This window comes from Pseudomonas sp. JR33AA (genome assembly GCF_021378985.1).
In the GTDB taxonomy this organism is placed as follows: Bacteria; Pseudomonadota; Gammaproteobacteria; order Pseudomonadales; family Pseudomonadaceae; genus Aquipseudomonas; species Aquipseudomonas alloputida.
This window is the reverse complement of sequence record NZ_JAJSAW010000030.1, coordinates 1-17274: the sequence shown is the minus strand read 5'-3', so window position 1 is coordinate 17274 and position 17274 is coordinate 1. Positions and strand designations below refer to the sequence as shown.

Genomic DNA, 17274 nt, shown 5'->3' with positions numbered 1-17274 from the left:
AGGACCGCGCCGAAGGCCCCATCCTGGGGCCTCAGCGCTTGACGGGCATCCATGCCCGTCACCTGCCTCCGCAAGGCCTGCGTTCGGCCTCCTGAAGTCGCGAAGATCAAAATCAAGATCAACAGCAAAAGCAACAGCAACGGCAACAGCAGGTGGATGGGCGCTGCCAGAATCATAGTTTACTACTGGCCCTGCTGCTGAACTGGGGTGCCGACCGGCGGATTGTGAGCAGTGGAAGCAAATTCGCACCCATTTGCAGTTGCTCCACGCGGCGTGGCACCTTAGACTGCCGCCCCCTGTAAAAGAGTGCCGGTTGGCGCTTGAAGAATTCCGCTGTCGATGCATAGGCATCGGCGGCACATGAATCGCCCAAATGCACATTTTTTCATAGAGAAATCGATGACCAAGGAACAGTTGCTGGCCATGTCGGCCGATGACTACATGAACGCCGACCAGCTTGCCTTCTTTACTGAGCTGCTGCAGGCGATGAAAGTCGAAACCCATGAACGCATCGAACTCAGCCGCACCACCATCGAAGGCCTAGACACCCCGTCAGACCCCGCCGACGTGGCTTCGGTCGAAGAAGAACGTAGCTGGCTGGTAAATGCCATCGACCGCGACCAGCGCCTGCTGCCACAGCTGGAAATGGCCCTGGACCGTATTGCCGACGAAAGCTTCGGCTGGTGCGATGACAGTGGTGAGCCCATCGGCCTGAAGCGCTTGCTGATCAGCCCGACCACCAAGTACTGCATCGAAGCCCAGGAGCGCCACGAGCAGCTCGACCGCCACCAGCGCCAGGTATAAACCCGCGCGTGGTGCCAAGCCCCTCGAAGCAATTCCTGGGGCTTTTTGCGTTTTTCGTCGATACCGTTTTTGTTACGCCTTACGAAACACTGATGTACCGGGATGCGCTGTTTCCACGTCACTGTCCGGCGTATCATGGCTTTATCGTTAGGGTGCTAATTAAATTCCGGAGGGAATGATGAATAGCCGAGTCGATGTGGCTGTTATGATAGGGTCGGGTGTGCCGGCTACCTTGCAGGCGCTGGGCAAGCGCATTTGCTGGGTAGTGCTGGTCAATGGCGAGCGCCGCGGCACCGCCTTCGCCACGCGCGAAGAAGCGCTTGAGTGCCAGGCTGCCTGGCAGCAGCAACTGAAGAAAGGGCTGGCTGCCTGAAAATGTTTATTGCCCCTCGACGGGTTTCGGTGTTTTCGGGCATATTTGTCCTACAGTAATGCGCACATGGATGCTAGGGCTTGTCTTCTTGCAGGCTCACGCCATTGGTTGCGTTTTCTGGCGAGTGATTTCAGGCATCACGCTTCCCCAAGCCGGGAATGAGCCAAACGCCTTCGGTTGAGGGCGAATCTGGCAAACCAGAGTAAAGATTCCTGCACGCTACATCGTCAGCGAGCACAGACATTTCGCATATCGCTTTATTACTCTTTTTGCCTATCGATAAGAAATGGCCGTGCCTCTCCGAGCTTGGGTGAGGGCGGGTTGTAACCGGTTGAGGATTACTTCATTGGCAGTCAGCACACTTGATACGCATGCGTTGTTCGCCCTGGGCGACTTGCGCGGTAAATTGGCCCAACTGTTTCAGGGCCGCTTCATCTATGTCACCGAACAGAGTCCCGAAGGCCTGTACATGGCCGAAATCGACACCGAGAGTGCACTGGTGGTCGATGACAAGCAGCGTCTTGAACTGAAAGTCGGCGACCACTTTCGTGCTGCCGTATTGCCCAGCCGCGAAGGTGGCAAGCTGGAAATGCGCTTTCGCGAAATCAAGTTGAACGTGTATGGCGTGGGCGATTACGCCTTCGTTTCTGTGCCGGAAGGCGAGGGCATCGTGTTTCGTGAAGGCCATGGCGTGATGCTGGTATTCGCCGCGCAGCAGCAAGTGCAGGAAGGCCTGGGCAAGTTGCTTAAAGCAGTGACTGGCAAGGTCGCCAAATGGCGCAAGGGTGAACTGACCACCTTCAAGGCCAGTGAATGACCGACAGTGACGACGCACCAGCCTCGCGGGCCGAGTTTCATCGGCAGCACCAGGCCGATGCCGTGGCTGAGGCAAAACGCTTGCTGGCCGGGCGTGAGAAGCTGCAAGGCGCCTGGTTGAACTGGGTGGCGGCTGAGCTCTATCGCCTCAGCCCGCCGCCGTATGCCGCCATGGTCCGGCGCGAGTTGCAGCGCCTCAGCCAAGGTTGACACGGCAAACCTTCAATTGCCACGATCTCGGCCGCTGCTGACTTCTTCAGGCACCGGCTCTTTCGACATGCGCTTGCGAAACAGCGCTGCCCTCGCCAGCAACAGCGTGGTTATCGGCACGGTGATCGACAGCAGGATCGGAATCAGCCACGCGTGTAGTACAGGGGTGCCCTTGAGCCATGAAAAGTAGATGATCGAGGCCAGTGCAACGCACCAGGCTCCAATGGTCGAGGCCAGCGCTGGCGGGTGCATGCGCTGGAAGTAGTCTTTCAGACGTACCAGGCCTATGGCACCGACCAAGGCGAACAGGCTGCCGGTGAGCAGTAGCGCGGCGGTGACCAGCTCCAGCCAGAACGGTAGTACCAGGGCTTCAGTCATTCGATCACCTCACCACGCAGCAGAAACTTGGCCAAGGCAAACGAGCCGACGAAACCAAACAGTGCAATCAGCAGGGCACCTTCGAAGTAGGTGTCGCTGGCATAACGGATTCCCAGCACCAGCATGGTGAGCATGGCCAGGATGTACAGGTAATCGAGGGCCAGTACGCGGTCTTGGGCGGACGGGCCACGGAACAGCCGTATCAGCGCAAGGCCCATGGCCAGGGCGAAGATGAACAGGCTGGCGAGGACGGCATTGGCGAGCAGGCCTGTCATTGGAAAATCTCCATAAGCGGGCGTTCGTAAGTGTCTTTGAAGTGCTGTATGAAGGCCGCTTCATCGTCCAGCTCAAACACGTGCAGCAACAGCACACTGCGGTCCAGTGCCAGTTCGGACCAGACTGTGCCAGGTACTACCGTGGTGATCATCGACAGCGCTGCCAGGCCGTGGGGGTCACGCAATGCCAGTGGTATGTGAACGAACGCAGAGCGTGGCGGCTGCTTGCCGGCCCGCAGCACACCCCGGGCCACCAGCAGGTTGGAGATGATCACATCGATGCCGACCCGGCCGATCAGGCGGGCGATGACCAGGGGGCGACGTACGTGTGCATGCTGCGGGCGCAGGGGCGCCATCAACAGTGGCGCCAGTATGCCAAGTGCGGCGCCCAGTAGCAGGTTGCCAGGGCTGACCGAGAGGTTCAGCAGCAGCCACAGGCCGAACAGCGAGACCGATAGCAGTGGGGCGGGGAACAGTCGGTTCATGGCTGCACCTGTACGTCGCGCGAGGTGGGGCCAGGAATCGGCCGGGCGGCCATCACGGCGTCGATATAGGCATCGGGGGCCTGCAGGCTGGCGGCAGTGTCCTGGGTATAGCGCAGCAACGGCTCGGCCTTGAGGCTGAGGATGAGGCACAGGCCGAGCAGGATGACGATGGGCAGGCATTCATAGCGCCGCAGCACCGGTGACGGGCGCTCTTCAGGCTTCCAGAAGCGCTGGATGCCGACGCGGCCAAAGGCGATCAGCGAGGCCATGCCGGACAGGATCAGCAACGCCACCAGGCCCCAGCCGGCGGCACTCAGCGGCTGCTCGGCCGGCACGCCCAGGCCCAGTGGATTGAACAGCGCGCTGATCAGGTTGAGCTTGCCGACAAAGCCCGACAGTGGCGGCATGCCGATGATCAGCAGTGCGCAGGCGATGAAGCTGAGGCCGAGGAAGGCCATGGTCCACGGGATGATCTGGCCGATTACCACCTGCTGTTCATCGTCGAGGTTGATGCCCTTGGGCGGGTGCAGCGATTCCAGCGGCGGCGGCATGGCGTCTTCTTCTTCGTCCAGCGGCGCTTCATTGGCCGAGCGCGAGCGTTCGACCAGTTCGGCGAGCAGGAACAGTGCGCACAACGCAAGGGTCGAGTTGACCAGATAGAACAGCGCCGCGCCGGTCAGAGCCGCCTGGGCAAAACCTACCGCACCCAGCAGCGTGCCGGCCGAGACCAGGATACTGAGTGCCGCCATACGCTCCAGGCGCTGTGCCGCCAGGATTGATACCGCTGCCACCGCCAGGGTAACCAGGCCACCGTAAACCAGCCATTCGCCGCCGAAATGCGCCGAGGCCCCGGCCTGCCCGGAGAACAGCAGCGTCCACAGGCGCAACACGGCATACAGGCCGACTTTGGTCATGATGGCAAACAGTGCAGCCACCGGCGCGCTGGCTGACGCGTAAGCGGGCACCAGCCAGAAGTTCAGCGGCCAGATACCGGCCTTGACCAGGAAGGCCATGGCCAGGATTGCCGCGCCGGCATGCAGCAGGCCACGGTCGGCCTCCGGTACCAGTGGAATTTTCAGCGCCAGGTCCGCCATGTTCAGGGTGCCGGTCACGCCATACAGCATCGCCGCGCCGATCAGGAACAGCGACGAGGCAAACAGGTTGATAGCGATGTAGTGCAGGCCGGCGCGCACCCGCGCACGCCCCGAACCATGCAGCAGCAGGCCGTAGGAGGCGGCCAGCAGCACTTCGAAGAAGACGAAAAGGTTGAACAGGTCGGCGGTGAGGAAGGCGCCGTACAGCCCCATCAGCTGGATCTGAAACAGCGCATGGAAGCTGGCCCCTGCACCGTCCCAGCGGGCACGGGCAAATAGCAGCGCGCTGAAACCGATGACCCCGGTCAGGCTTAGCAAGAGCGCGGACAGGTGGTCCACCACCAGCACGATGCCGAAGGGCGCCGGCCAGTTGCCCGGCAGGTACACGCCGATTGACGCTGCCTGGCCCTGGGTGCGCACCCACAGTAGCAGACAGACCGCGATTACCAGGCCAGATAAGGTAGATAGCAGGTTCAGCCTGGCCTTGATGTGCCTGTGCTTTTCACCCAGCAGCAACATTATCGCCGCCGTAATCAGCGGCAGCAGGATGGGGGCGACAATCAGTTGATTGATAGCACTCATTCGTCGCGCTCCCGGCCATCCACGTGGTCGGTACCGGTCAGCCCTCGCGAGGCCAGCAGCACTACCAGGAACAGCGCGGTCATGGCGAAACTGATGACGATGGCGGTGAGTACCAGCGCCTGTGGCAGCGGGTCGGTGTAATGCAACAGGTCCTGGGTCACGCCATCCTTGATGATGGGCTCCTTGCCGATGAACAGGCTGCCCATGCTGAAGATGAACAGGTTGACCCCGTAAGAAAGCAGGCACAGGCCCATGATCACCTGGTAGGTACGCGGGCGCAGGATTAGCCACACTCCGGAGGCAGCCAGTACGCCGATGGCGACTGCAATCACTTCTTCCATCAGGCGGCTCCTGCTTGGCTGTTTTTTGCCGGGTTGCCCGGGCGGTAGGCGCGCACCGACTGGTGCGCCAGGGCCGTGAGGATCAGCAGGGTCGAGCCGACCACGACGGTGTATACGCCGATATCGAAGAACAGCGCGCTGGCCACGTGCACATCACCCAGCAACGGCAGGTGCAAGTGGGCGGTATGGGTGGTGAGGAACGGGTAACCCAGCAGCATGGCGCCGACCCCGGTCAGGGTCGCGCACAGCAGCCCGGTACCCATCCAGCGCAGCGGCCGCAGGCTCATCTGCGCCTCGACCCACTGGGTGCCGGCCACCATGTACTGGAGAATGAACGCCACCGACATGACCAGGCCAGCGACAAACCCGCCACCGGGCTGGTTGTGCCCGCGCATGAACAGGTACATTGACACCAGCAAGGCGATCGGCAGCAGCAGGCGCACCAGCGCTGCTGGCACCATCATGAAGCCCAACGCGGTATCGGTGGCATGCCGCGGGTTGATCAAGTCGGTGACGACGTCCGGCGCCAACTGGCGTTGTTGCGCCGGCAGCTGCATGCTCTCTTTCGGAGGACGGAAGCGCCGTAGCAGGGCGAACACGGTCAGTGCCACAGCCACCAATACGGTGATTTCACCGAGGGTATCGAAGCCGCGGAAGTCGACCAGCATGACATTGACCACATTGGTGCCGCCGCCCTGAGGCAATGCACGGCTCAAATAGAACGAGGAAATGTCGTTGGGCGTCGGTCGGGTCAGCATGGCGTACGAAAGCACGGCCATGCCGCCACCCACCAACACGGCCAGCAGCAAGTCGCGCAGGCGGCGCATGCGCGCGCGCTCCAGGCTTCCAGGCAGCGGCGACACGCCTTCGATACGCCGTGGCAGCCAGCGCAGGCCGAGCAGGATCAGCACAGTGGTTACCACTTCCACCACCAACTGGGTCAGTGCCAGGTCGGGCGCAGAGAACCAGACGAAGGTGATGCAGGTCATCAGGCCGCAGACGCTGACCATGATCAGTGCCGCCAGGCGGTGGTACTTGGCCTGGTAGGCGGCGCCGATGGCGCAGGCAATGGCGATCAGCCACAGGGCGACGAACACACCCGAACCCGGAATCTTCGGGCGATCACCCCAGCTCAGGCCGCTATGGAGCATCGGCGTGAGGCCCGCGAGGAACGCGGCGAGTACCAGCATGAACAGCTGCGACTGCAGTCGTCGGGTGGTGAACAGGCGTTCGATGCGACGCGCCAGCAGCATCAGGTGAACCTGGCCGTGCTCGAACAGTCGCTTGCCATTGAAGCGCTCGATCACGGGCGGGTAGGGGAAGCGGCCCAGGCGCAGTTGCTTGCGCAGCAGCAGGTACAGGAGGATGCCGCCGCTCATGGCTACCAGGCTCATGATCATCGGTGCGTTCCAGCCATGCCAGATGGCCAGGCTGTATTCCGGCAGGGTACCGCCAACCACCGGCAGGGCCGCAGCGGCCAACAGGGGGCCGACCGACTGGGCTGGGAAAATGCCCACTACCAGGCAGGTGAGCACCAGCAGCTCCACAGGAGCACGCATCCAGCGTGGCGGCTCGTGCGGGGTATGGGGCAGGTCCTGGGCAGTCGGCCCGAAGAATACATCGACGGTAAAGCGCAGGGCATACGCCACGCTGAAGGTGCCGGCCAAGGTGGCGATCACCGGCAGCGTGGCCTCGACCCAGGCGGTGGAACTGATGAATACCGTTTCGGCAAAGAACATTTCCTTCGACAGGAAGCCGTTCATCAGCGGCACGCCGGCCATCGAGGCGCTGGCGACCATCGCCAGGGTCGCGGTGTAGGGCACCAGGCGGATCAGGCCGCTGAGGCGGCGAATGTCACGGGTACCGCTCTCGTGGTCGATGATGCCGGCGGCCATGAACAGCGAGGCCTTGAAGGTGGCGTGGTTGAGAATGTGGAATACCGCGGCGACGGCAGCCAGCGGGCTGTTAAGGCCCAGCAGCAGGGTAATCAGACCCAGGTGGCTGATGGTCGAATAGGCCAGCAGGCCCTTGAGGTCATTTTGGAACATGGCGGCGAACGCGCCGAGCAGCAGGGTGAGGGCGCCGGCACCGCCGACGATCCAGAACCACTCCTCGCTACCGGAAAGTACCGGCCACAGGCGTGCTAGCAGGAACACCCCGGCCTTGACCATGGTGGCCGAGTGCAGATAGGCCGACACCGGTGTGGGCGCTGCCATGGCGTGGGGCAGCCAGAACTGGAAGGGGAACTGTGCGCTCTTGGTCAGGGCACCGATAAGTATCAGGGGCAGCAGCACTGGGTAAAGCGCATGCTGGCGGATGATGTGGCCGGCAGCCAGGACCTTGTCCAGGTCATAGCTGCCGACCACATGGCCGAGCAGCAGGGCCCCTACCAGCAGGCACAAGCCGCCTGCACCGGTTACCATCAGCGCCATGTAGGCGCCGCGACGCGCGTCGGCGCGGTGGTGCCAGTAGCCGATCAGCAGGAAGGAGAACAGGCTGGTCAGTTCCCAGAAGAACACCAGTTGGATCAGGTTGCCGGAGATGACCAGGCCCAGCATGGCGCCCATGAAGGCCAGGAAGAACGCGAAGAAGCGGGGTACCGGGTCTTGCGGTGACATGTAGTAGCGGGCATACAGCGATACCAGCGTGCCAATGCCCAGTACCAGCAACGAGAACAGCCAGGCAAAGCCGTCCATGCGCAACACCAGGTTCAGCCCCAGGCTGGGTAGCCACAGGAACTCTTCGCGAATGACGCCGCCATGGGCAATCTGAGGGTACAGAAGTGCTACCTGGACGGTGCCGACCAGGGCTACGAGCCCGGCAAGAACGGACTCGGCGTTTCGTGCGTTGTGTGGCAGCACAGCTGCCAGGCAACTGCCCACGAACGGCAGAAGCAATAGCACTATCAAGGACATAGCGGCCTATTCTGGAGAAGTTTGCAAAGAATCATACGTGCCGAGGTGTTTATCACCAACACGCAAGCTGTCGCAGAATCCTACAAACAGGCTGTGACAAGCGTTTTTTTTATAACAGTTTTTTACAAAGAATAGCCGCTGTTGACCGTTTTACAGCCCCGCCTGGCGTTCGCCTGGGTTCTGCACATCGCGTGTTTCGACGGTTTCGCGAGGGCGCCGCACCCTGAGTTCACTGACCACCACGGCGACCACGATCAGCAGGCCGCCGAGCAGCGCCACGCCCGGCAGGCGCTCGCCAGCCAGGCGCCCGACGATGCCGGCCCACACCGGTTCACCGGCATAGATGAGTGTGGCGCGGGTAGGCGAGACCGACTTCTGCGCCCAGTTCATCGCCACTTGGATCACCGCACTCATTGCGCCCAGGCCCACTGCGCTGGCCAGCAACAGCCAGGAAAAGTCGGGGATGCGCTCCTGGGTCGGCACGATCATGAGAAACGCCAGCAGCGATGCGGTCGCAAGTTGCACCACAGTTACCCGGCGCACATCGACCTGGCCGGCGTAGCGGCTGATCAGAATGATTTCACCGGCGATGGCCACGGCGCTGATCAGGGTGACCAGTTCGCCCTCGCTGAAATGCAGGCTGCCGCCTTCCGGCCCGGCCAGCAGCATCAGGCCGATGAATGCCAGGCAGATACCCAGGCTGGGCATCAAGCCAGGCCGCCGCCCCAGCACCAGCCACTGCAGCAGCGGCACGAATGGGACGTACAGCGCAGTGATGAACGCTGACTGGCTGCTGCTGATGGTTTGCAGGCCCATGGTCTGCAGGCCATAGCCGAGCATGATCGACACACCGATCAGCATGCCGGCCTTCAGTTCGGTGAAGGTCAGGCCGGGCAGCGCTCGCGCCGAGACCACACCAACGAACAGCGCGGCTGCCGCAAAGCGCAGGCCGACGAAGAACATCGGGCCGCTGACGGTCATCACGTTATGCACCAACAGGAATGTGCCGCCCCACAGCATGGTGATGAATACCAGCACCATTTCGGCCTTGCTCAGGCGGAAGGTGACGGCAGGGGTAGGCTTGCTGCTGGGCTGGTTCATGGTCTTGCACACTCGGAAAGGGCGGCGCACAATCGCCGCAAAAGTGGGCAGTATACTGCGCAATCTTGATCAGTGAGCAATATAGTGCACAAGGATTCTTCGCACCGGGCATCGGTGCTGCAACATGTCAGCCTCAATGTGCGCAGCCTGCGCAACGCCACTGGCTTGAGTCAGGCGGCGCTGGCCGAGCGTTCAGGGGTCAGCCGGCGCATGCTGGTCGCGATCGAGGCGGGCGAGAAGAATGTCAGCCTGACGACATTGGACCTGATTGCCGAAGCCTTGGGGGTGGCGTTCAGTACCCTGATCCAGGCGCCGGAGCTGCGCGACCCCGGGCGCATTGAAGAGCTGGCCTGGGCTGGCGAACACCCGCAGAGCCGAGCGGTGTTGCTGGGTACCAGCCCGGCAAGGCGCGAGGTGGAGCTTTGGGAATGGACCCTGGCGCCGGGGGAGTGCTATTACAGTGAGGCCGATGCCGAAGGCTGGAGCGAGCAGATTTATGTGGTCGATGGGCAGCTGACGCTGATTATCGAAGATGTGGAGCATCGCTTGCAGGTGGGGCAGTTCCATGTGTTCCCCAGCAATTGCCGGTATGCCTACCGTAACGATGGCGTGGCCGCTGTTCGGTTTGTGCGCAATGTGGCGATTTGAGTCTGCGGGCTTTGGGACTGCTGTGCAGCCCCAAAGGTCTCAAACCGATCAGTTTTTCAGCAGCTCGTCGGTCTTCACCACATTGGCATAGGCAAACGCCAACGCCGCCATCGTCGAATCGTGCACATGCGCCGCCGGCACCTGCTTGCCGTCGAACGCCAGTGGCAGGGTTGCGCAGGCATCGTGCGCCACGGTCACTTGATAGCCCAGATCGGCCGCAGCGCGGGTGGCAGCGTCAATGCACATGTGGCTCATGCTGCCGACGATGGTCAGCGCCTCGACGCCATGCCGGTCCAGCGTGTGCTCAAGATCGGTACCGAGGAAGGCGTTTACCTTGTGCTTGAGCACCACCGGCTCACCCGGCAATGGCTCGACCTTGGCGTGGATGGCCGCACCCTGCGAGCCGGGAGCAAAGAATGGTGCGTCGGCAGTGTCGAACTCATGCCGCACATGCACCACCAGGTCGCCGCGCTGGCGTGCTGCTGTCAGCAGACGGGCGGCGTTGTCGGCCGCCTGGTCGGCGCCATCGAGGGGCCACTTGCCGCCCGGGAAGTAGTCGTTCTGGATGTCGATGATGATCAGCGCCTGCTTGCTCATGCTGCCTCCTGTGGCAGTAGTCGTCGAGAGACGTTAGTTATAGGCTGTGTTCACTCCCCTGAGGATTGGCGCGAACGACACTATGCGGGCAAAAACTGACACTGGCGCTAACCTGGATATCGGCTTGCTGCTGTACCCCGGCGTGCAGCGCGCCGCTGTGCATGGCCTGGCCGACCTGTTCTTGGTGGCCAACCGGGTTGCAGCCGAACTGGGGGCCGTCGAGTTGCCGCACATTCGCGTCAGTTGCTGGCAGGCAGATGAGACGGGGCAGTTGTTGCCTGCGCCGGATAACTCAGGTGTCACCGTGCAGGGCCTGCGCGCCTTGATCATTCCGCCAAGCCTGGAGTCGGCTCCGCAAGCCGCGTTGCTCGAACGTCACCGCGCGCCACTTTGCCTGCTGCACGGGCGTGGTACGGTGCTGGCGTCGGTATGCATCGGTGTATTTTTCATTGCCGCCAGCGGTTTGCTCGATGGGCGCCCGGCCTGTACGCACTGGAATTATGTGCATGCGCTTGCTCAGCGCTTCCCCAGGGTGCGGGTAGAGGCCCAGCAGCCGTTGCTCGATGACGGCGACATCGTGACCTCGGCAGGGCTGATGGCCTGGACGGCCCTCGGCTTGCGCCTGCTGGAGCGCTTTGCGGGGGCGACGGTGGCACAGGAGACCGCCCGCTATCTGGCCGTTGATCCGGTCGCGGCGCCGCTGCCCGGAGCTGTGTTCAACCCGCGCCTGGACCACGGCGACGAGGCCGTTTTGAAGGTGCAGCACTGGTTGCAGGGCAATGGCGGGCAGCAGGCTGACCTTGCCAAGATGGCTGCTTGCGCGGGGCTGGAGGCGCGCACTTTCTTGCGGCGCTTTCGTGCAGCTACCGGGCTGCGCCCGACCGAGTATTGCCAGCAGGTGAGGGTGGGGCGGGCGTGCCGTTTGCTGGAGTTTACCCGGCGCAACATCGAACAGATCGCGTGGGGTGTCGGTTACCAGGATCCGGGTGCGTTTCGCAAGGTGTTCCAGCGTGTTACCGGCCTTACCCCGAGTGAATATCGGCGGCGGTTTGCGGTATCCGGCCAGGGTCTGTAGAAACCACTTGACCTTGGCTTTACGGTTCTGCGCAGCCTGGTGCGCGGGGACGATGGCGTAATGCATTGCCAGATGGGCGGTCCTCAGGCATACCAAGGTGCGTAGTGCGGATAGCGATCCAGGCGGGCACCTATGACCATTTCGCTGATCCATGCCGCCAGGATCGAGCTGTACGCTTTCTGGCTCTCTTCGCTGGACAGTGCGTGGTCGGCGCCGTCGACGATGCGATGGGTGAGCGAGTGGGTGTTGACGAACGCTGAGCGGTAGCTCATCAATGTACTGTGCGGCACGTAGTCATCCTGCTCTGACTCCACCAGCAACACATCCCCGCCGAATTCGGCGCACGCTGCCAGCGCGCGGTTGTCGGCCGGGCCCAGGAGGCGCAGGCGATAGGCATTCAGGCGTTGACGGTCAAGGGTTTGCTTCGGGCTGCCCCATTCGTCATCCCAATACATGGCAGGTACCCGCAAGGCCAGCCACCTGACCGGCCGTTCGCGGGTCAGCAGCGTCGCCAGGTAACCGCCATAGCTGCTGCCGATAACGGCGATGGCGCTGCTGTCGACAGCCGGGTGGCTGACCAGTCGATCGTAAGCCACCAGCAAGTCCTGCAGGTTTTGTTCACGGGTGACCGTGAGGCGCTGGCTTTCGGTCTTTTCATGACCGCGCAGGTCGAAGGTCATGCACACGCATCCCAGTCCGGTGATATGCCGGGCGCGGGCCAGGTCACGTTGCTGGCTGCCGCCCCAGCCGTGTACGAAGAGAATGCCCGGCATTTTGGTGCCCGGGCTGACCAAGGTGCCGGCAATGCGGTCATTCTCGACCTGCAGTTCAACGGTTTCACTCTGAATGGCCATGTTCGCGAATCCGTGCAAATTTACTGAGTTGTCCGAGTTCACTGTCGTTTCCTTGGTAAAAGAGGGTGGCGTCAGTGGGCAGTTCGGGGTTGCCGAATACTTCGTGAGTGGAGGCACGCACCCGTTGCAATGCGGGGTCGTCGGCAAACGCCTGCAGGGCCAACAGTTCGGCACTGCTGGCACCACCCAGGCGCCAGGATTGTTCGAGCACCCCGCTGCACAGGTGGCCCGAAGGACTGATGCCGCGGGCGATGTCGTAGTTGCGACGTGAGGCGACAAAGCCCGGGAAGTGCTGCTCGGCGGCTTGTTCGTAAACCATGGCTTGGTTGATGGCAAGGCGCAGGTGGTCTTCCAGTGGGAGCTGTAGCAACGCTTGATAGTCGCCACGTACCACCACCAGGTCAGAACCGCCGTAGACCTCGGTACCTTGATGGTCACGTGTCAGTTGCTGGGTGCCGTGGTAGCTGCAAGTCAAGCCTGCGACGCGCACCTGGCCGACGCTGAAGGTTTGCACCTCGCTCAGGTCTTCTTCGAGCACCAGTCCCCACCGCGCCAACGTTGCGTCATCCATACCGGCCAGCAGGGACTCCAGGGCGTCTGCAGTGGTGATGACCTGTTGCCCACGTCCTGCGCAAGCCAGCACCGGTTTGACCCTCAGCGGGCCGTCGAGCAGCAGCAAATGTGCAGCAGTGCGAGCGTCGACTTTGCTGAACACGGTGTAGCCGCGCAGCAGGGCATCGCTGGCCTGTCGGGCAAAGTCGTCGGTCCAGCCCGGCGGGAAGCTGGCCCCGGCGGGTAACGGGTGAGAGATCGCCTTGGTCGCCATATAGGGGTACGGCACCATGCCGCCAAACAGGTCCTGTTCGCTGCAAATACCCATGGCGGCATATCGTCTGGGGTCGATCAGGGTCTCGGTTGGCAGATAATAGTAGCCATCGGTGGCGTCTGGCTGCTGCGTGGGCTGTATAGGTGGGCAGCCCAGCAGACGAGCCAGGCCTTCGACAAGCTTTAGATGAACGCTGTGCTCGTGTTCGGGTGTGTCGTCGCGGGTGTCAAGCAACACCACGCCGGCTTTCGGTTCGATGACACTGGGCATGTCATTTGCCTGTGTGCAGTGAGTGTACTGTGTGTGAAGCCGGTGTCTTGGGGAAGTTCAGGGGAACTTGATCGGTGGTCCTGGTCCTGTTGTAGGAAGTGTCCTATTGGCACAGGGCGTGGTGGGCAATGCATGCCGTATCTTGGTCGTCGCGATTGCAGCGCCCTGGTGGCTGTTCCATTATCGGCCTATTGGATCAACCGTCATCAAGTCGCAGGAGAGCGCATGAACGTCCACACCACCCTTGAGCAAAGCGTGCCGCAGCGACTGGTGCACGTGCGCCAAGCCATGGCGGCAGGGGGCATCGATGCCTTGCTGGTACCCTCGGCCGACCCCCATCTTTCCGAATACTTGCCCGGTTACTGGCAGGGACGCCGGTGGCTTTCGGGGTTCCATGGCTCGGTCGGTACGCTGGTGGTCACCCCCGGGTTTGCCGGGCTGTGGGTCGATAGCCGCTACTGGGAGCAGGCAGCTCATGAGCTGGAAGGCAGCGGCATCGAACTGATGAAACTGTTGCCGGGCAAACCCGGGGCGTTGGAATGGCTGGGCGAAAACGTCGAGCCCAACGGTCGCGTGGCAGTGGATGGTGCGGTCATGGCCCTGGCTTCGGCGCGCCAGCTGGCCGAGCGGCTGAAGGCACGTGGAGCGCAGCTGGTGACTGACATGGACCTGCTGGGGCAGGTCTGGGACGGGCGCCCGGCGCTGCCAGGCAACCCGGTGTACCAGCACCTGCCGCCGCACGCCACGGTGAGCCGGGCGGAAAAGCTCGCGCAATTGCGCCAGGACATCCAGGCCAAGGGGGCCGACTGGCACTTCATCGCTACCCTGGATGACATTGCCTGGCTGTTCAACCTGCGCGGCAGCGATGTCTCCTACAATCCGGTGTTCCTGGCCTTTGCCCTGATCAATCAGCAGCAGGCCATCCTGTTCGTGGGCCAGGACAAGGTGGACGCGCACCTGCGTCATGTGCTGGAGGTCGACGGCATTGAGGTGCGCGACTACAGCGAAGCAGGCAAGGCGCTAGGCACCGTTCCTGCTGGGGCGCGGCTGCTGGTGGACCCGGCCCGGGTCACCTGCGGCCTGCTGGACAACCTGGCGGCAGAGGTGGTGCTTGTCGAGGGGCTCAACCCCACCACGCTGAGCAAGTCCTGCAAGGGGGGCGACGATCTGGTGCATATTCGCCAGGTCATGGAGCAGGACGGCGCAGCCTTGTGCGAGTTTTTCGCCTGGTTCGAGGCGAACCTTGGCCGGGAGGTCATTACGGAGCTGACGGTTGACGAGCAATTGAGTGCCGCGCGTGCTCGACGCCCGAATTTCGTGTCGCTGAGCTTTTCTACCATTGCTGCCTTCAATGGCAATGGCGCGATGCCCCACTACCGCGCCACCGAACAGTCGCATGCGGTCATCGAGGGTGATGGCTTGCTGCTGATCGACTCGGGCGGTCAATACCTGGGCGGCACTACCGACATCACCCGCATGGTGCCGGTCGGTAAACCCAGCCAGGCACAGAAGCAGGACTGCACCCGTGTCCTCAAGGGCATGATTGCCCTGTCGCGTGCCACGTTCCCGCGAGGGGTACTGTCGCCGTTGCTCGACGCCATTGCCCGGGCGCCGATCTGGGCTGACCAGGTCGACTATGGCCATGGTACCGGCCATGGGGTGGGCTACTTCATGAACGTGCACGAGGGGCCTCAAGTGATCGCCTATCAGGCGGCACCTGCACCGCAGACGGCGATGCAAGCGGGCATGATCAGCTCGATCGAGCCGGGTACGTACCGCCCGGGGCAGTGGGGCGTTCGGATCGAGAACCTGGTGGTCAACCGCGAGGCGGGGAAGAGTGCCTTTGGTGACTTCCTGCAATTCGAGACCTTGACGCTGTGCCCTATCGACACCCGCTGTCTGTTGCCCGAGTTGCTAAGCAAGGAAGAGGTGGAGTGGCTGAACAGCTATCACGCTCGCGTACGTGAGCGCCTGGCGCCCTTGCTCCAAGGGGACGCGCTAGCCTGGTTGGAGGTGCGTACCGCACCGCTGTAACGCAGATGAAAAAGGGCAGTTTGCGAGCTGCCCTTTCTCTATTTACAGATGACGATCATGCTACGGCTGGTGTAGCCCGCCGGATTTATGCCGAACAAGTAGTCACCGGCTTCTTCATCGCTATCGCCCGAGCGCGCAACAACCCGGTAGCCGCGCGTGCTGCAGGAGCTTGCGGCCTTGCTGTAGCAATTGTCCCACGAGGAAGAAAGGCCGGAGCAATTGATATGCAGGCCCTTCTTGCCCCTTTTGACCTCGGTCTTGGCTGTGGCGGCACATCCAGCAATAGCCAAGATGGCCAGGATGAGAAAAATTCGTTTCATTCCTGTCCTTAAATGCAGGGCAAATCAGTTGTCACGACCCTGTCGTTGTAGCTTCGGCTCTTCCTGAACCTTCCCCGGCTTCCGTGTTCGGCCCAGTAGATAGCGTAAAGATGATGATTCTATGACAGCTTAATCAGCGAGGCGGGCTGCTACAATCACTAATCCCGTCTCAAATGAAAATATTTCTCATATCAATCTGCCGCGATCGCCGGGCTGGGCGCCTTGCGCATGGATAGGGTGGTGCCGACCGAGGCGGTAATGATTGCCAGAATCGCCAGCCATTGGGTAAGCGTTAGTACCTCGCCGAGGAACAGCAGGCCGGACAATGCGCCAAATGCCGGTTCGATGCTCATCAGAGTGCCGAACGTGCGTGCCGGGATCCGCGTGAGGGCAACCATTTCCAGGCTGTATGGCAGGGCGGTGGAGAGTATTGCGACGGCCAACGCCATGGGGATCACGGCAGGTGTGAGCAGAGCGCTACCGGCATGGGCGATACCGATGGGGGCAACGAACAGGGCCGCCACTACTACCCCCAGAGCCGCGCTCTGGATGCCGTGCTCGGCCCCTGCACGTTGCCCGAACAGAATGTACAGCGCCCAGCATACACCCGCCCCCAGCGCATAGGCGGCGCCCAGTGGGTCGAGTGCCTGGCCGCTTTGACCTGCCGGCAACAACAGCAGCAGCCCAGCGATGGCCAGGGCAATCCACAGGAAATCGATCGGTCGGCGCGAGGAGAAGATCGCCACGGCCAGCGGGCCGGTGAATTCCAGGGCCACGGCGATACCGATTGGTACCGTTTGAAGGGCCATATAGAAGAGGAAGTTCATGCCGCCCAGTGCCATGCCGTAGATCACCACGTTGCGCAACGTGTTGGCGGTCATGCGCACCCGCCACGGGCGCAGTATTAGCAGCATGATGATGCTGGCGAAGATCAGGCGCAAGGTGGTGGTACCTTGTGCGCCAACGATCGGGAACATGCTTTTGGCCAGAGAGGCGCCGGATTGGATCGAGGCCATGGCGATAAGCAGCAGGCCGATCGGGAAGAGGGTGGCGGCCAGGCTGCGGGGCTGGGTGTTCATTTAAGTGCGGCAATCCTTGGACGGGGGAGGTGGTGAGCAATATAGTGCGCAATTGGTGGGGGAGGTGGTAGCCCTCAAGCGGCTTTGCCAGAAATATTTCAGATCATTGAAATTAAAGGTTGACGTTCGCGAGGGCCTCTCTATAATGCGCACCACTCCAACGCGGTAGCGAAGAAAAGCTAGCCACTGTGTTGAGT

Annotated in this window: 19 protein-coding genes; 7 read left to right on the top strand and 12 right to left on the bottom strand. The window is 62.1% G+C overall.

Translation table 11 applies throughout. The features are described 5' to 3' along the window. Positions 1-399: 399 nt before the first annotated feature. From LVS58_RS24660 to LVS58_RS24645, 4 genes are all read left to right on the top strand, one after another. A complete protein-coding gene (locus LVS58_RS24660; RefSeq protein ID WP_003250099.1) occupies positions 400-804 on the top strand; it encodes a TraR/DksA family transcriptional regulator in 405 nt (134 codons plus the stop codon). A 178-nt stretch (positions 805-982) separates the two neighbouring features. Continuing rightward, positions 983-1177: a hypothetical protein gene (locus tag LVS58_RS24655; protein ID WP_012271507.1), complete on the top strand. Its 195-nt coding sequence runs from the start codon at positions 983-985 to the stop codon at positions 1175-1177. Positions 1178-1523: 346 nt separating this feature from the next. Then, complete coding sequence (locus LVS58_RS24650) at positions 1524-1994, top strand: hypothetical protein (protein WP_003250101.1); 471 nt, start codon at positions 1524-1526, stop codon at positions 1992-1994. Beyond that, positions 1991-2203 (top strand): hypothetical protein, encoded by a 213-nt coding sequence (locus tag LVS58_RS24645; RefSeq protein WP_233693199.1) that lies wholly within the window; start codon positions 1991-1993, stop codon positions 2201-2203. The genes LVS58_RS24650 and LVS58_RS24645 overlap by 4 nt, the downstream gene beginning before the upstream one ends. 12 nt (positions 2204-2215) lie before the next feature. Here LVS58_RS24645 and LVS58_RS24640 read toward each other — a convergent pair whose 3' ends face one another. The 7 genes from LVS58_RS24640 to LVS58_RS24610 all read right to left on the bottom strand — a co-directional run bounded on the left by LVS58_RS24640 (position 2216) and on the right by LVS58_RS24610 (position 9374). Continuing rightward, positions 2216-2581, bottom strand: coding sequence for a Na+/H+ antiporter subunit G (locus LVS58_RS24640; protein ID WP_179052753.1), 366 nt, complete (start codon positions 2579-2581; stop codon positions 2216-2218). After that, positions 2578-2856: a K+/H+ antiporter subunit F gene (locus tag LVS58_RS24635; RefSeq protein ID WP_003250109.1), complete on the bottom strand. Its 279-nt coding sequence runs from the start codon at positions 2854-2856 to the stop codon at positions 2578-2580. The genes LVS58_RS24640 and LVS58_RS24635 overlap by 4 nt, the downstream gene beginning before the upstream one ends. Beyond that, positions 2853-3341: a Na+/H+ antiporter subunit E gene (locus LVS58_RS24630; RefSeq protein WP_233693198.1), complete on the bottom strand. Its 489-nt coding sequence runs from the start codon at positions 3339-3341 to the stop codon at positions 2853-2855. The genes LVS58_RS24635 and LVS58_RS24630 overlap by 4 nt, the downstream gene beginning before the upstream one ends. Then, on the bottom strand, positions 3338-5017 hold the full coding sequence (locus LVS58_RS24625; RefSeq protein ID WP_233693197.1) for a monovalent cation/H+ antiporter subunit D: 1680 nt from the start codon (positions 5015-5017) through the stop codon (positions 3338-3340). Before LVS58_RS24625 ends, LVS58_RS24630 begins: the two co-directional genes overlap by 4 nt. After that, positions 5014-5358 carry a Na+/H+ antiporter subunit C gene (locus LVS58_RS24620; RefSeq protein WP_003250128.1) on the bottom strand — a complete coding sequence of 115 codons (345 nt, stop codon included), beginning with the start codon at positions 5356-5358 and terminating at the stop codon, positions 5014-5016. The genes LVS58_RS24625 and LVS58_RS24620 overlap by 4 nt, the downstream gene beginning before the upstream one ends. After that, positions 5358-8273, bottom strand: a complete 2916-nt coding sequence (locus tag LVS58_RS24615; RefSeq protein WP_233693196.1) for a monovalent cation/H+ antiporter subunit A — start codon at positions 8271-8273, stop codon at positions 5358-5360. Before LVS58_RS24615 ends, LVS58_RS24620 begins: the two co-directional genes overlap by 1 nt. Positions 8274-8423: 150 nt before the next feature. After that, positions 8424-9374, bottom strand: coding sequence for a DMT family transporter (locus LVS58_RS24610; RefSeq protein WP_233693195.1), 951 nt, complete (start codon positions 9372-9374; stop codon positions 8424-8426). Positions 9375-9458: 84 nt separating this feature from the next. On the opposite strand from LVS58_RS24610, the gene LVS58_RS24605 reads away from it, so the two are divergent. Then, the gene (locus tag LVS58_RS24605) at positions 9459-10022 is read left to right on the top strand and encodes a helix-turn-helix domain-containing protein (protein ID WP_233693194.1); all 564 of its coding nucleotides are present in this window, start codon (positions 9459-9461) and stop codon (positions 10020-10022) included. A 48-nt stretch (positions 10023-10070) separates the two neighbouring features. Here LVS58_RS24605 and LVS58_RS24600 read toward each other — a convergent pair whose 3' ends face one another. Further along, entirely contained in the window at positions 10071-10619 is a 549-nt protein-coding gene (locus LVS58_RS24600) for a cysteine hydrolase family protein (protein WP_233693193.1), read from the bottom strand. Positions 10620-10701: 82 nt separating this feature from the next. Between LVS58_RS24600 and LVS58_RS24595 the strand changes: the two genes are divergently transcribed. Beyond that, a complete protein-coding gene (locus LVS58_RS24595; protein WP_233693192.1) occupies positions 10702-11694 on the top strand; it encodes a GlxA family transcriptional regulator in 993 nt (330 codons plus the stop codon). A gap of 83 nt (positions 11695-11777) precedes the next feature. On the opposite strand, the gene LVS58_RS24590 is transcribed toward LVS58_RS24595, so the two are convergent. Together LVS58_RS24590 and LVS58_RS24585 are read right to left on the bottom strand one after the other, a co-directional pair. After that, complete coding sequence (locus tag LVS58_RS24590; RefSeq protein ID WP_233693191.1) at positions 11778-12548, bottom strand: alpha/beta hydrolase family protein; 771 nt, start codon at positions 12546-12548, stop codon at positions 11778-11780. Continuing rightward, complete coding sequence (locus LVS58_RS24585) at positions 12532-13644, bottom strand: DUF3182 family protein (RefSeq protein WP_233693190.1); 1113 nt, start codon at positions 13642-13644, stop codon at positions 12532-12534. Before LVS58_RS24585 ends, LVS58_RS24590 begins: the two co-directional genes overlap by 17 nt. A 225-nt stretch (positions 13645-13869) precedes the next feature. Here LVS58_RS24585 and LVS58_RS24580 point away from each other — a divergent pair, with 225 nt between their 5' ends. Next, a complete protein-coding gene (locus LVS58_RS24580) occupies positions 13870-15678 on the top strand; it encodes an aminopeptidase P family protein (protein WP_233693189.1) in 1809 nt (602 codons plus the stop codon). Positions 15679-15716: 38 nt separating this feature from the next. On the opposite strand, the gene LVS58_RS24575 is transcribed toward LVS58_RS24580, so the two are convergent. Both LVS58_RS24575 and rhtA read right to left on the bottom strand, forming a co-directional pair. After that, positions 15717-15998: a hypothetical protein gene (locus LVS58_RS24575; protein ID WP_108191639.1), complete on the bottom strand. Its 282-nt coding sequence runs from the start codon at positions 15996-15998 to the stop codon at positions 15717-15719. Between the two features lie 191 nt (positions 15999-16189). After that, positions 16190-17077, bottom strand: a complete 888-nt coding sequence (rhtA, locus tag LVS58_RS24570) for a threonine/homoserine exporter RhtA (RefSeq protein ID WP_233693188.1) — start codon at positions 17075-17077, stop codon at positions 16190-16192. Between the last annotated feature and the right edge of the window lie 197 nt (positions 17078-17274).

Coding starts and splice junctions, on each gene's coding strand:
- LVS58_RS24660 (WP_003250099.1), top strand. CDS start 400: ATGACCAAGGAACAGTTGCTGGCCATGTCGGCCGATGACTACATGAAC.
- LVS58_RS24655 (WP_012271507.1), top strand. CDS start 983: ATGAATAGCCGAGTCGATGTGGCTGTTATGATAGGGTCGGGTGTGCCG.
- LVS58_RS24645 (WP_233693199.1), top strand. CDS start 1,991: ATGACCGACAGTGACGACGCACCAGCCTCGCGGGCCGAGTTTCATCGG.
- LVS58_RS24640 (WP_179052753.1), bottom strand. CDS start 2,581: ATGACTGAAGCCCTGGTACTACCGTTCTGGCTGGAGCTGGTCACCGCC.
- LVS58_RS24635 (WP_003250109.1), bottom strand. CDS start 2,856: ATGACAGGCCTGCTCGCCAATGCCGTCCTCGCCAGCCTGTTCATCTTC.
- LVS58_RS24630 (WP_233693198.1), bottom strand. CDS start 3,341: ATGAACCGACTGTTCCCCGCCCCACTGCTATCGGTCTCGCTGTTCGGC.
- LVS58_RS24625 (WP_233693197.1), bottom strand. CDS start 5,017: ATGAGTGCTATCAATCAACTGATTGTCGCCCCCATCCTGCTGCCGCTG.
- LVS58_RS24620 (WP_003250128.1), bottom strand. CDS start 5,358: ATGGAAGAAGTGATTGCAGTCGCCATCGGCGTACTGGCTGCCTCCGGA.
- LVS58_RS24615 (WP_233693196.1), bottom strand. CDS start 8,273: ATGTCCTTGATAGTGCTATTGCTTCTGCCGTTCGTGGGCAGTTGCCTG.
- LVS58_RS24610 (WP_233693195.1), bottom strand. CDS start 9,374: ATGAACCAGCCCAGCAGCAAGCCTACCCCTGCCGTCACCTTCCGCCTG.
- LVS58_RS24600 (WP_233693193.1), bottom strand. CDS start 10,619: ATGAGCAAGCAGGCGCTGATCATCATCGACATCCAGAACGACTACTTC.
- LVS58_RS24595 (WP_233693192.1), top strand. CDS start 10,702: ATGCGGGCAAAAACTGACACTGGCGCTAACCTGGATATCGGCTTGCTG.
- LVS58_RS24590 (WP_233693191.1), bottom strand. CDS start 12,548: ATGGCCATTCAGAGTGAAACCGTTGAACTGCAGGTCGAGAATGACCGC.
- LVS58_RS24585 (WP_233693190.1), bottom strand. CDS start 13,644: ATGCCCAGTGTCATCGAACCGAAAGCCGGCGTGGTGTTGCTTGACACC.
- LVS58_RS24580 (WP_233693189.1), top strand. CDS start 13,870: ATGAACGTCCACACCACCCTTGAGCAAAGCGTGCCGCAGCGACTGGTG.
- LVS58_RS24575 (WP_108191639.1), bottom strand. CDS start 15,998: ATGAAACGAATTTTTCTCATCCTGGCCATCTTGGCTATTGCTGGATGT.
- rhtA (WP_233693188.1), bottom strand. CDS start 17,077: ATGAACACCCAGCCCCGCAGCCTGGCCGCCACCCTCTTCCCGATCGGC.